Raw genomic sequence first — 12,917 nt, 5'->3', positions numbered from 1 at the left:
AGCCTCACTTACATTGGCGACAGGTTAAGGAAGAAACGCTGTAACCAGCCCATATTTTGTGCTTCGTTAATGTAGCCATTGCCAACGTACTCAATGCGCGCATCCGCCACCTGGGTAGACGGTACGGTGTTGCTACCACTGATAGTGCGTGGATTGACCACGCCGGAGAAGCGAATAAATTCGGTGCCCTGATTAATGGCGATCTGTTTTTCACCCACCACATGCAGGTTACCGTTTACCAGCACTTGATCGACCGTCACCGTCAACGTGCCGCTGAAGGTATTGCTGGCATTGGCTCCACCTTTCCCGTTGAAGCTATTGCCGCCAGAGGCATCGACATCAGCGCGGGCATTACCAAACAGCCCCTGCAAATAGCGCGGCACAGTATCAAAGCCAAAATTGGTTTTACCGTCGCGGCTGGCATTAGCGGAAGAACTCTTGCTGGCACTGACGTTTTCCTGCAACACAATGGTCAGCGTATCGCCAATATTACGTGGGCGGCGATCTTCAAACAGCGGTTGATAGCCATAGTTAATCGGCTGAGCAGACTGGAATATGGAACCGTTGGCGACGGGTGTCGGACCAGGAACCGGCTGTGCAGTAGTCGCCCCCTGTACCAACGGCGTGGAGGGTATCCAGGCACAGCCGGTCAGTGAAAACACCAACAAGCTGGAAATGGCGTAAATGCGCGCAGCGTTTTTTTGCATGGCTATCATCTTCAAAAATCAGTAAACCGGTGAACCAGCCACCGGTTATGCCTTAGAGTTGCGTCAGTTTTTGCAGCATCTGATCGGTGGTAGATACCGCTTTACTGTTGATTTCGTAGGCACGTTGTACCTGAATCATGTTGACCAGTTCTTCCGCCACGTTGACGTTAGATGTTTCAACATACCCTTGATACAGCAGCCCCGCGCCGTTCAGACCCGGTGTACTTTCGTTCGGTGCGCCGGAGGATTGCGTTTCGGTGTAGAGGTTTTCGCCAATGCTCTCCAGCCCAGTGTCGTTCATAAAGGTAGTGAGATTAAGCTGCCCAACCTGAACCGGAGCCGCCTGGCCTTGCTGGGTTACGCTGACCACGCCATCACGACCGATGGTGATGCTTAACGCATTCGCTGGAATGGTGATCGCAGGCTGTACCTGAAAACCACCCGCCGTCACCAACTGCCCGTTCTGATCCACCTGGAAAGAGCCGTCGCGGGTGTAGGCCGATGAGCCATCCGGCAGCATGATCTGGAAAAAGCCCTGCCCTTTAATCGCCACATCTTTGCTGTTATTGGTTTGCGACAGGTTGCCCTGACTGTGTAGGCGTTCAGTGGCAACCGGACGCACACCAGTACCGATTTGTAACCCGGACGGCAAGGTGGTTTGTTCGGAAGACTGCGCTCCAGGCTGGCGAATGGTTTGATAAAGCAGATCTTCAAACACCGCCCGCTGACGCTTGAAACCGTTGGTACTGACGTTTGCCAGGTTGTTGGCAATGACGTCCATATTGGTTTGCTGGGCGTCGAGGCCGGTTTTGGCGATCCATAATGAACTGATCATAAAATGTCCTGTAGTGGAGTGCTGACCACGTGCATATGTCTTTTTACCGGATGCGGCGTAAACGCCTTATCCGGCCTACAAGATCTCGCAAATTCAATACATTGCGATGCAACTCGTAAGCCCGATAAAATTGCGCATCAGGTAACTTATGCTTGTCACTTATCCTTTCAATTAACTCATCGAAAGCAGTTGATTGGCACGGCCTGCGTTATCATCAACGCTGCTGATAACCTTCATCTGCATTTCAAAACGCCGCGCGCTGGCAATCATGTCGCTCATCGCCGCAACAGCATTGACATTACTGCCTTCCAGCACGCCCGACATCACCCGTAACGTCGGGTCTGCCTGAAGTTCCGCTCCACGTGTGGCCTGACTTTCAGCAGTCAAACGAAAAATGCCGTCATCGCCGCGCTGCACTTCACTGCCCGTAGCTTTCACCAGTTTCAGCCGCCCGACTGGAGCGACGGTATTTGCCGGATCGCCAGAATTCAGCGCCGAGATAGTACCATCGGCAGCAATAGTGATTTCCGCCCCTTCCGGCACAGCAATCGGCCCCGCCTCACCAATCACCGGATGCCCCTGAATCGTCAGTTGCCCGGTGGGATCAACCTGAATGCTGCCATTACGCGTATATCCTTCGCTACCGTCAGCGGTCTGCACGGCCAGCCAGCCGTCTTGCTGTAACGCAACATCCAGCGGACGTGAGGTGTAATCCATCTTGCCGGGCGTCATGTCTGCCCCTGGCGTAGATGCCGTCACCAGCGTGCGTGTAGGCAGCGAAAGTCCCTCTACCGGCACCGCACGTAAGGCGTTTATCTGCGCGCGAAAACCAGGTGTAGATGCATTCGCCAGATTACTGGCAGTTACCGCTTGCTGATTCAGCGTCTGGCTGGCGGCCCCCATCGCGGTATAGATTGCGTGATCCATTGAGCTATCCCGTCAGCGATTAGCGTAAGTTAACCAGCGTGTTGAGGATCTGGTCCTGGGTTTTGATAGTCTGGGCGTTGGACTGATAGTTACGCTGGGCGACAATCATATTGACCAGTTCTTTGCTGAGATCGACATTGGACGCTTCCAGCGCACCATTGGTCAGCGTGCCAAAATTGCCTGTTCCGGCAGTCCCCAACAGCGCCACGCCAGAAGATTGCGTCGCAGACCAGACATTATCGCCTTCGGACGCCAGTCCTTCGTTGTTAGCGAAGTTAGCCAGCACAATCTGCCCCAACAGTTGGGTTTGTTCGTTGGAATAGTTGCCGACTACCGTACCGTCATCGTTGATTTGGTAACTCACCAGATCGCCCGGTTTGTAGCCGTTCTGGGTGGTTGCCACGATGTTGTTCGCACCGGTGTTTTGTTGCATGGAGTTGAGGAAACTTAACGAGAATGAGGCGGGATCTGCACCGTTAATTGCACCGGTGGCAACTAACGCAGAAGCACCAGATGTCAGAGTTCCATTCGCATCAAACGCCAGTGTTGTTACTTGCTTAGCGATACTGGCTGCATCACTACTATCCTGGGTGTAAACATCCCAGTTATTATCCCCGGTCTTCACAAAGTAGACGCTCATGTCATGAGCATTCCCCTGGCTGTCAAATACCGTTACCGAACCTTTTTTGTTATAGCTATCCGCATCACTGGCATCGAAAGTTTTGACTGTCGGAAGAGGATCACTGGAGTTAAGGTTGATCTGCATTGACGCCGTTGTCGTCGTTTTCGCCGCCATCAGGGTATTCGGAATCGAAATATTGCCTGGATTCGCCCCCTGCTGAATAGTCGGTGGTGTGCCGGTTGCCGGATAACCCGTTAACTGTAAACCTTGCATATTCACCAGATTACGGTTTTCATCGAGTTTAAATTGCCCGTTACGGCTGTAAAACACTGAGCCGTTACTGTCTACGAGGCGGAAGAAACCGTTCTGGCTGATGGCAACGTCAAGGCCACGTCCTGTATTCGTGGTCGTTCCATCGGTAAAATCCTGGGTAATGCCGGCAACTTTTACCCCCAGCCCCACTTTAGAACCCGCGAACATATCAGCAAAAGAAGCCGTACCGGATTTAAAACCATAGGTGGCGGAGTTGGCGATATTGTTGCCAATAACATCGAGGTTGGTGGCGGCTGCGTTTAATCCGCTAACCGCTTGAGAAAAGGCCATGACTGACTCCTGAAATGTGAAGGCTTAAATTATCTGCCGTACTTCGTCGAGAGTGGTGGTGCCGTAAGTGCCGAGATCCAGCGTATTACCGTTGTTACCGCGGATCACGCCCTGCACCAGAGCAAACTGCAGCGGTTGCGCAACTAACTGCGTACCACCGTTACTGGCGCTAATCGCCACGTTATAAGAACCATTCGGTGCGGTTGTGCCGTCAGTTAATGTGCCGTCCCAGGTGAAACTGTGGACTCCGGCGGTCAGTTCACCGATATCAATCGTGCGTACAACCGCGCCATTTTTATCAGTGATCGTGGCGGTGACTTTGTCTGCCGCCTGTTGCAGTTCAACACCAAACGGCGTGGTCGTGGTTACCGCCCCTTCTTCACTGCCAGTACCGGCAAGAATGGTGGTGCCGGGGATCATCACACCATGACCAATCAGGTTACTGGCCTGTAGCGACTGACTGTTGTCTATCTGTCCGGAAATCGAACCGAGTGTAGTATTGAGTTTTTCAATCCCGCTAACCGTGCTGATTTGCGCCAGTTGCGATGTCAACTCGTTGTTCTCCATCGGATTGGTCGGATCCTGATTTTTCAGTTGCGCCACCAGCAACGTCAGAAAACTGCTTTGTAAATCTGCAGCGTTACTGCCAGTGAGCGAACTACTGCTGGTAGTACTGACACCAGTGTTTGTCGGATCGGTAGTGGTTACCGCAATGGACATGGTTTTCTCCTTTATTGACCGAGCGTGAGGGTCTTCAGCATCATGCTTTTCACCGTGTTGAGGACTTCAACGTTGGCCTGATAACTGCGTGATGCCGACATGGTGTTAACCATCTCCCCAACCACATCCACGTTTGGCATTTTCACGTAACCCTTCGCGTCCGCCAGTGGATTTCCCGGCTCATATACCAGTTTGTCTGGCGCCTGGCTTTCAATCACGTCAGCCACTTTCACCCCACCTGTCGCGGTTCCCGGCGCGGCGTTCACCTGAAACACCACCTGTTTCGCCCGATAAGGTTGTCCGTCTGGCCCTGTCACGCTATCGGCATTCGCCAGATTACTGGCCGCTACGTTCAGACGCTGGGACTGGGCAGTTAACGCCGACCCGGCGATCTCAAAAATATTCAGCAGTGCCATCCGTTAATTTCCGCTCTGTAAAACGTTTATCATGCCTTTGATTTGCCCACTCAACGCGCTAAGGCTCATCTGATATTGCAGGCTGTTATCGGCAAACTGGGTGCGTTCGCGATCCATATCGACGGTATTGCCGTCCAGCGAAGGCTGATCCGGAATACGGTATTGCAGTTCTGCGGAAGGAGGCGTCAGCGCCTGCGCCGGAATGTGTTGCGTTGAGGTCATGGTCAGGGCCACCACACTGGTTTCATCCCGTCCACGCAGCATTACTTTTTTAAGTTCACTGGCAAAATCTATATCGCGCGCCTGATAACCAGGGGTATCGGCGTTGGCGATGTTTGCCGCCAGCACTTCCTGACGATGGGCGCGCAGATTGAGCGCCTCTTGTTGAAAACGTAAGGCGGCGTCGAGCTTATCGAGCATATCTCCTCCGCAGATATCAAAATTCTGCCGTCAGCTTAAAGGCTTTAGGCGCGCGTTATCGGCGGAATAAACGCAAAATGGGTCGCTATTTATGCCGTTGATGGTCACGCCGCGCGGGTACAATTTAGCCTGTAGAAATGGCTGGGGGCGGAAATGCAAATAATGAAACATGGCGTGGTACTCATCGCGATACTGTTCAGCCCGCTGAGTACGGCTGGCGATTTCACATCACAATTGAAAACCTTTTTTGTGGTACAACTGGCGGGGTTGAGTGATGAGGTTCGTATCTCTATTCGCACGCCCCCCCATTTACTGCCTGCGTGTGAACAGCCATTGTTTTCCATCACCAGTAATTCCCGCCTGTGGGGCAATGTGAATGTGCTGGCACGCTGCGGCAACGACAAACGATATGTGCAAGTCAATGTGCAGGCCACCGGGAATTATGTCGTTGCCGCGATGCCCATTGTGCGGGGAGGAAAACTGGAATCTGCCAGCGTCAAACTGAAACGCGGACGGCTGGATACCTTACCGCCACGTACTGTACTGGATGTTAATCAACTGGTTGATGCAGTCAGTCTGCGCGATCTGACGCCCGGGCAGCCAATACAACTAACCATGCTACGCCAGGCCTGGCGAGTAAAAGCCGGACAGCGTGTCAACGTGATCGCCAGTGGCGATGGTTTCAGCGCTAATGCTGAAGGTCAGGCGCTGAACAACGCGGCGGTTGCGCAAAATGCTCGTGTCCGCATGGTGTCGGGTCAGGTGGTCAGTGGTGTGGTGGATGCGGATGGGAATATTCTTATAAACCTGTAATCTGTTAAAGATTGACCGACTATTGCCGATAAATAAGCAACAAATGATAAAAGCGCCCTCAATGAGGAATAAACCATGAGTATTGACCGCACCGCTCCCCTGAAGCCCATAAGCACCGTTCAGCCACGCGAAACCAGTGACACTCCGGTAGCCAATACCCGCTCGACAAAAACGACCGCCGCCGCCAGTACCAGTGTGACATTAAGCGATGCACAAGCAAAGCTGATGCAACCAGGCAGCAGTGATATCAATCTTGAGCGCGTAGAAGCGTTGAAACTGGCGATTCGTAACGGTGAACTAAAGATAGATGTCGGCAAAATTGCCGATGCACTGATCAGCGAAGTGCAACAAGACTTACTGAGTAAATAAACGTATGACGCGTCTTGCAGAGATCCTCGACCAGATGTCCGCAGTGCTTAACGATCTTAAAACGGTGATGGAGCAAGAGCTGCAACATCTCTCTATGGGGCAGATCAACGGCAGTCAGTTACAACGGATTACAGAACAAAAAAGCTCACTGCTGGCGACGCTGGATTACCTCGAGCAGTTACGTCGGCAAATACCGGATGCCGCAAACAGCAACGATATCGCACAATGCTGGCAGGAAATTACCGTAAAAACGCAGCAACTGCGTCAGTTAAATCAACATAACGGCTGGCTACTGGAAGGACAGATTGAGCGCAATCAACAGGCGCTGGAAATGCTGAAACCACATCAGGAGCCGACGCTGTACGGGGCCAACGGTCAAACCTCAACGCCCCATCGCGGCGGTAAAAAGATATCTATCTGAAGATTTTCTCCGGCCTGCAATGCAGGCCGGGATTGGTTATTAAGCCGTCCGACGGGCAAACTCTTTGACTTTGAAGCCCAGCACCGCCAGCGCGGCAAAGTACGCCGCAATTCCCGCGACAACTACCGCCATCAAACGCAGTAAGCGCCAGGGCATAGTACCCAATGACCAGTCCGGCATGATGTGCAACATACCTAAAAGTACGCCAGACATCACCAGCACTGCTACCACCAGACGCAGCAGAAACGCAGTCCAACCGGGTTGCGGGGTAAAGATTTTCTGCTTACGCAACTGCCAGTAAAGCAGCGAGGCATTCAGGCAAGCTGCCAGACCAATGGAAAGCGACAGTCCGGCATGTTTCAACGGGCCGATAAACGCCAGGTTCATCAACTGCGTCAAAATCAGCGTGACGATGGCAATTTTCACCGGTGTTTTAATATCCTGGCGGGAATAAAAACCCGGAGCCAGCACTTTCACCACAATCAGGCCGATCAACCCCACTGAATAGGCAATCAATGCCCGCTGAGTCATCAGCGCATCAAAGGCGGTAAATTTACCGTACTGGAACAGCGAAACAGTTAATGGACCAGAGAGAATACCCAACGCTACCGCGCTCGGCAGCGCCAGCAGGAAACAAAGACGCAGGCCCCAGTCCATCAAGCGGTTGTATTCATCATGATTACCGCTGGCAAAACTTTTCGACAGCGACGGCAGCAAAATAGTCCCCAGCGCCACGCCCAGTACGCCAGACGGAAACTCCATTAAACGGTCGGCGTAGTACATCCACGACACGGAACCTGAGGCAAGAAACGAAGCAAAAATGGTGTTGATGATCAAGGAGATCTGACTAACAGAAACACCAAGGATCGCCGGCCCCATCTGTTTCACCACGCGCATTGCTCCTGCATCGTGAAAGTTAATGCGCGGCAGAACCAACATGCCGATCTTCTTCAGGTGCGGTAGCTGATACACCAGTTGCAGTATACCGCCCACCGTAACAGCCCACGCCAGCGCCAGCACCGGCGGATTAAAGTACGGTGCAGCAAACAGCGCAAAACCAATCATGCTGATGTTAAGTAACGTCGGGGCAAATGCCGGAATCGAGAAACGGTTCCAGGTATTCAAAATAGCCCCCACCAGCGATGCCAGGGAGATCAGCAAAATATAGGGAAAAGTGATCTGCAATAGCTGAGTGGTCAGCGCGAATTTGTCGGCGGTGTCAGCAAAGCCCGGCGCAGTCACCATTATCACCCACGGTGCGGCGAGCATCCCGGCAACGGTCACAACCGCCAGTGCCAGCGTCAGCAGGCCCGAGACATAAGAGACAAAGACCCGAGTTGCATCTTCACCTTGCTTGCTTTTATATTCCGCCAGAATCGGCACGAATGCCTGGGAGAATGCCCCTTCGGCAAAGATACGGCGCAACAAGTTAGGAAGTTTGAAAGCGACGAAAAAAGCGTCGGTTGCCATCCCTGCGCCAAAAATTCTGGCGACAATAGCGTCACGTGCAAAGCCAAGCACACGCGAAAACATGGTCATCGAGCTGACGGCGGCCAGCGATTTTAATAAATTCATTGGTGTTCTAATCCAGACCCACGAACAAAACGCCTGCAACGCAGGCGCTGAAAGAGGCGAATAGTCTACCTGGATTATGGTGAATTGCTACCGCCAGATGTTACAGGGTTTATTCACTCATCGCGTCTCGCCAGAGTTTGTCAACGATGCGCTGCGCCAGTACTGCCTGCTCACCAGCAGTTTGTGGAACTGTCTGATTTTGCACGCATTCGATGAAATGATGCGCGCAGCCAACAAATCCACGCTGCTCGAGGGTACTTTGCCAGCCGGGAATCGGTTTGTGCACCACGCCCTGCCCGCGCTCTTCGCGCCATTCACGCATATCCGTAATGTCGATGAGCGCGCCGTCGGTCACGGCCTGCACCGTTTCACGCTGGCTACCAGCACGGCGATGCATGCAGGTGGTGATTTGCAAAGGCCCCACCGAAAAATGGTGCTCGGCAAACAACATTTCGCCAGACTCGTTAGTCAACAGCGAACCACCGTCAAGGGAGGCTTTGCCGCCAGACAGCCACAGTGCAGTGTCAACCACATGCAGATAATCATCCAGCAACGTGAAATAAAGATCGTGTGGCCCGACGCTATGAGTACGATGTTTATCCATTCTCAGCGACGCTGCGGTGGCAAGTTGCGTTTTTAGCTCACTGTAGAGCGGTGCAAAGCGACGGTTAAAACCAACCATCAACGTCAGTTTTTTCCGCGCCGCCAGTTCCACCAGCCGCTCGGCATCGCGCAGATTTTCTGCCAGGGGTTTATCGACACAGACATGAACGCCAGCGTTTAATAACGCACTGACCACTTCAAAATGACTGGCGGTGCTGGAGTGGACAAAAACTGCATCGCAACTGGCAGCAAGGTTAGATAACGAATCGGCATAAGGAATGCGCCAGCTTTCACAAATGGGTAGAGCTTTCTCGCGCGTTGGCGACCATGCCCCCTGTAACGTCCAGTCAGACGCTGCCGCCAGCACCGGTAACCACGCTTTTTGCGCGATCCCTCCTAACCCCACTACGCCGATACGTAATTTTTTCACTTTAATCTCCCAGATGGGCCAGCAACGAATCAAGACGCTGTTTCAGTTCTGCCACTTCGATTTCCAGTGCTTCGACACGGGCCTGTAAATCACCTTCAACCGCCTTCGACGGTTCCGTTACCACAGGTTGCTCATCTATCTCACCACTGAAAAGATGCATATAGCGACTTTCGCGTTTACCCGGTTCGCGAGCCAGACGCACCACAAAAGGGCCATCTTCGCGATTCGCCAGTTGTTCCAGCGTCGACTCCACTTCCGCCATATCGCTAAATTCATACATTCGCGCCGCGCGGCTGCGCAGTTCACCCGGCGTCTGGGCACCACGCAATAACAACGTGGTGATTAACGCCACTTCTGCGGCGCTCAGTTTCAGATCGCCAAATTCTGAATTACAAAAGCGTTGCTCATATTTGGTGACCCGATTACCAAAACCGCTCACCGTGCGTAAATAATGACGTTTTACCAGATTATCCAACTGCTCCTGCACTTCAGATTCGCTTAAGTTCATTACCGGTTCACGGTTCGTTTTCTGATTACAGGCCGTGACTACGCTATTCACGGAGAGCGGGTATTGCTCCGGCGTCGTCACCTGTTTTTCCAGTAAACAGCCAATCACGCGGGCTTCCAGTGCGGTAAGTTGATACTTCATAACATTCTCCTTAGCGGCCGGGCGTCCAGTCCGGGGTGGTTAATGCCGTCAGCACGTGATCGCGCCATTGTCCATCAATCAACAGATAATCTTTCGCATAACCTTCTTTTTCAAAACCCAGTCGCGCCAGCAAATCACCGCTACGTTTATTGTGCGGCATATAGTTGGCCATAATGCGATGAATGTGTTGGGTACGCTGCATATAACGAATGGCGGCGGTCAGGGCTTCAAACATTAGCCCCTTGCCCTGCCATTTTTGTCCGATTGAATAACCGAGATAGCAGGCATGGAAAGATCCTCGCACCACATTAGAAAAATTGGCAACGCCAATAATCTCTTTCTCATCCGGGTCGAACAACCCAAAATAGAATGCAGAACCTTGTTTATGAAATTCATTAATCATGCTTAACCTGGCCTGCCAGCCTGAAGGGTAGCAGTGACTTTCGTCGCGCACTGGTTCCCAGGGCTTGAGGAAATGGCGATTTTCTGCGTAATAGTCCGCCAGCCGCCAGGCATCACGCTCATGCACCAGACGCACGACCAGTCGGTCTGTGGTTAAGCGCACTTTTGGCACGTTACTACGATAGCCAAACATTCTATACCTACTCCTTCCCGTAACGTCTTTAATACGCTGTAAGTATTACTATACCTGCGCAACCAGAACCTGTGAAAAGTCCAAAATGCCATTTCCTGCATTATTCACATATTTGATAAAAACTCTCTATCAAAGAGGACTTTCGATAAAAAAATATTGTCCCGGGAAATATGGGAAAAGCATTAGCGACCATGCAGAATAGAAAGTGCTCATCTTTTATTTCCCGGGAGGGGAAATGTCGCGCGTTTCACAGGCCAGGAACCTGGGTAAATATTTCCTGCTCATCGATAATATGCTGGTCGTGCTGGGGTTCTTTGTTGTCTTCCCCCTGATCTCTATCCGCTTCGTTGATCAAATGGGCTGGGCAGCCGTGATGGTCGGTATTGCTCTCGGTCTGCGTCAGTTCATTCAGCAAGGTTTAGGCATTTTTGGCGGCGCAATTGCCGACCGCTTTGGCGCAAAACCGATGATCGTCACCGGAATGCTGATGCGCGCCGCGGGATTTGCCACTATGGGGATCGCCCACGAGCCATGGATGCTGTGGTTTTCCTGCCTTCTCTCAGGTCTTGGCGGTACTCTGTTCGATCCGCCGCGTTCGGCACTGGTGGTCAAATTGATCCGTCCGCAACAGCGTGGACGTTTTTTCTCCCTGTTGATGATGCAGGACAGTGCTGGTGCGGTCATTGGCGCATTATTAGGTAGCTGGCTGTTGCAATACGATTTCCGCCTGGTCTGCGCGACGGGTGCAATTTTGTTTGTGCTGTGTGCGGCATTTAATGCCTGGTTGTTACCGGCATGGAAACTTTCTACCGTGCGTACGCCAGTCCGCGAAGGCATGGCCCGCGTGATGCGCGATAAACGTTTTGTCACCTATGTTCTGACGCTGGCAGGCTACTACATGCTGGCCGTTCAGGTAATGCTGATGCTGCCGATTATGGTCAACGATATCGCCGGAGCGCCCTCTGCCGTTAAATGGATGTATGCCATTGAAGCGTGTCTCTCCTTAACGTTGCTTTACCCTATCGCCCGCTGGAGCGAAAGACGTTTTCGTCTGGAACACCGATTGATGGCTGGGCTATTGGTCATGTCGTTAAGCATGATACCGGTTGGAATGGTCAGCAATCTGCAACAACTCTTCACCCTGATTTGTCTATTTTATATCGGTTCAATCATTGCCGAACCTGCGCGTGAAACCCTAAGCGCCTCGCTGGCAGATGCACGAGCGCGCGGCAGCTATATGGGGTTTAGTCGTCTGGGCCTGGCGATTGGCGGTGCTATCGGTTATGTCGGTGGCGGCTGGCTGTTTGACCTGGGTAAATCGGCGCAGCAACCAGAACTACCGTGGATAATGTTGGGCATTATTGGCATTATCACCTTCGTTGCGATGGGGTGGCAATTTAGCCAGAAACGCGCTACGCGTCGGTTGCTGGAACGCGACGCCTGAAAATGCCATGCTTTCTGTTACCATTGTTCGCCCAGTCAATCTACTCGCCGCAGCAACCTGTTATTACCTGTCGCCGCTGTTTTCAGTTTTTTCTGCTGGCGGGTTTAACGCTGGTGACACATGCTGCGTTGTGTCAGGATATTGACGCAGATTTCATGTCGAGGACTACCATGAACAAGTTTTTATTTGCCGCTGCATTGATCATCAGCGGCCTGCTCGTTGGCTGTAATCAACTCACCCAGTACACGATTAGCGAACAAGAAATTAACCAGTCGCTTGCGAAACATAATAATTTCTCAAAAGATATCGGTTTGCCCGGTGTGGCTGATGCCCATATCGTTCTGACAAATCTGGCCAGTCAAATTGGCCGCGAAGAGCCAAATAAGATCACCTTAACCGGTGATGCCAATCTGGATATGAACTCTCTTTTCGGCAGCCAGAAAGCAACCATGAAACTGAAGCTGAAGGCGCTGCCGGTGTTTGATAAAGAAAAAGGCGCGATCTTCCTGAAAGAGATGGAAGTGGTCGACGCAACGGTGCAGCCAGAAAAAATGCAAACGGTAATGCAAACATTGCTTCCCTATTTGAACCAGGCACTACGCAATTACTTCAACCAGCAACCGGCTTACATTCTGCGCGAAGATGGTAGTCAGGGTGAAGCAATGGCGAAAAAACTGGCGAAAGGTATTGAGGTGAAACCTGGCGAAATTGTCATTCCGTTTACTGATTAAACACGAAGGGCGCATTCGCGCCCTTTATTTTTCGTGC

General features: G+C 52.1%; 16 protein-coding genes. 5 read left to right on the top strand and 11 right to left on the bottom strand.

The features are described from left to right. Positions 1-8 precede the first annotated feature (8 nt). The 7 genes from flgH to flgB form a co-directional block, all read right to left on the bottom strand. Positions 9-707, bottom strand: a complete 699-nt coding sequence (flgH, locus tag C7B16_RS08945; protein ID WP_016248589.1) for a flagellar basal body L-ring protein FlgH — start codon at positions 705-707, stop codon at positions 9-11. Between the two features lie 52 nt (positions 708-759). Beyond that, complete coding sequence (gene flgG / locus C7B16_RS08940) at positions 760-1,542, bottom strand: flagellar basal-body rod protein FlgG (protein ID WP_000625823.1); 783 nt, start codon at positions 1,540-1,542, stop codon at positions 760-762. Positions 1,543-1,713: 171 nt separating this feature from the next. Then, positions 1,714-2,469 (bottom strand): flagellar basal-body rod protein FlgF, encoded by a 756-nt coding sequence (gene flgF, locus C7B16_RS08935; protein ID WP_000349270.1) that lies wholly within the window; start codon positions 2,467-2,469, stop codon positions 1,714-1,716. A 19-nt stretch (positions 2,470-2,488) separates the two neighbouring features. Beyond that, complete coding sequence (gene flgE / locus C7B16_RS08930; RefSeq protein ID WP_000885838.1) at positions 2,489-3,694, bottom strand: flagellar hook protein FlgE; 1,206 nt, start codon at positions 3,692-3,694, stop codon at positions 2,489-2,491. 24 nt (positions 3,695-3,718) lie between these two features. Beyond that, positions 3,719-4,414 carry a flagellar hook assembly protein FlgD gene (flgD, locus tag C7B16_RS08925; protein ID WP_000020468.1) on the bottom strand — a complete coding sequence of 232 codons (696 nt, stop codon included), beginning with the start codon at positions 4,412-4,414 and terminating at the stop codon, positions 3,719-3,721. Positions 4,415-4,425: 11 nt separating this feature from the next. Beyond that, the gene (gene flgC, locus C7B16_RS08920) at positions 4,426-4,830 is read right to left on the bottom strand and encodes a flagellar basal body rod protein FlgC (protein ID WP_001196470.1); all 405 of its coding nucleotides are present in this window, start codon (positions 4,828-4,830) and stop codon (positions 4,426-4,428) included. A gap of 3 nt (positions 4,831-4,833) precedes the next feature. Continuing rightward, entirely contained in the window at positions 4,834-5,250 is a 417-nt protein-coding gene (gene flgB / locus C7B16_RS08915; RefSeq protein WP_107179586.1) for a flagellar basal body rod protein FlgB, read from the bottom strand. Between the two features lie 153 nt (positions 5,251-5,403). On the opposite strand from flgB, the gene flgA reads away from it, so the two are divergent. The 3 genes from flgA (at position 5,404) to flgN (ending at position 6,853) form a co-directional block, all read left to right on the top strand. Further along, complete coding sequence (gene flgA / locus C7B16_RS08910; protein WP_001166613.1) at positions 5,404-6,063, top strand: flagellar basal body P-ring formation chaperone FlgA; 660 nt, start codon at positions 5,404-5,406, stop codon at positions 6,061-6,063. Between the two features lie 75 nt (positions 6,064-6,138). Continuing rightward, positions 6,139-6,432 (top strand): flagellar biosynthesis anti-sigma factor FlgM, encoded by a 294-nt coding sequence (flgM, locus tag C7B16_RS08905; RefSeq protein WP_000020864.1) that lies wholly within the window; start codon positions 6,139-6,141, stop codon positions 6,430-6,432. Between the two features lie 4 nt (positions 6,433-6,436). Then, positions 6,437-6,853, top strand: coding sequence for a flagella biosynthesis chaperone FlgN (gene flgN / locus C7B16_RS08900; protein WP_001516175.1), 417 nt, complete (start codon positions 6,437-6,439; stop codon positions 6,851-6,853). A gap of 39 nt (positions 6,854-6,892) precedes the next feature. Here the strand turns inward: flgN and murJ are convergent, their stop codons facing one another. The 4 genes from murJ to rimJ form a co-directional block, all read right to left on the bottom strand. Then, the gene (murJ, locus tag C7B16_RS08895; protein WP_001050690.1) at positions 6,893-8,428 is read right to left on the bottom strand and encodes a murein biosynthesis integral membrane protein MurJ; all 1,536 of its coding nucleotides are present in this window, start codon (positions 8,426-8,428) and stop codon (positions 6,893-6,895) included. Between the two features lie 109 nt (positions 8,429-8,537). After that, on the bottom strand, positions 8,538-9,461 hold the full coding sequence (locus tag C7B16_RS08890; RefSeq protein ID WP_000736170.1) for a Gfo/Idh/MocA family protein: 924 nt from the start codon (positions 9,459-9,461) through the stop codon (positions 8,538-8,540). A 1-nt stretch (position 9,462) separates the two neighbouring features. Then, the gene (locus tag C7B16_RS08885) at positions 9,463-10,110 is read right to left on the bottom strand and encodes a YceH family protein (RefSeq protein WP_000877132.1); all 648 of its coding nucleotides are present in this window, start codon (positions 10,108-10,110) and stop codon (positions 9,463-9,465) included. A gap of 10 nt (positions 10,111-10,120) precedes the next feature. Further along, positions 10,121-10,705, bottom strand: a complete 585-nt coding sequence (gene rimJ / locus C7B16_RS08880) for a ribosomal protein S5-alanine N-acetyltransferase (protein ID WP_000468210.1) — start codon at positions 10,703-10,705, stop codon at positions 10,121-10,123. 235 nt (positions 10,706-10,940) lie between these two features. Here rimJ and mdtH point away from each other — a divergent pair, with 235 nt between their 5' ends. Beyond that, positions 10,941-12,149 carry a multidrug efflux MFS transporter MdtH gene (gene mdtH / locus C7B16_RS08875; protein WP_000092221.1) on the top strand — a complete coding sequence of 403 codons (1,209 nt, stop codon included), beginning with the start codon at positions 10,941-10,943 and terminating at the stop codon, positions 12,147-12,149. A 170-nt stretch (positions 12,150-12,319) separates the two neighbouring features. Next, the gene (locus C7B16_RS08870) at positions 12,320-12,880 is read left to right on the top strand and encodes a lipoprotein (RefSeq protein WP_001516173.1); all 561 of its coding nucleotides are present in this window, start codon (positions 12,320-12,322) and stop codon (positions 12,878-12,880) included. Positions 12,881-12,917: the final 37 nt, after the last annotated feature.

It is taken from the genome of Escherichia sp. 20412-1 (assembly GCF_003027595.1).
In the GTDB taxonomy this organism is placed as follows: domain Bacteria; phylum Pseudomonadota; class Gammaproteobacteria; order Enterobacterales; family Enterobacteriaceae; genus Escherichia; species Escherichia marmotae.
The sequence above is the reverse complement of the archived record's forward strand: the minus strand, read 5'-3'. Positions and strand labels throughout refer to the sequence as shown.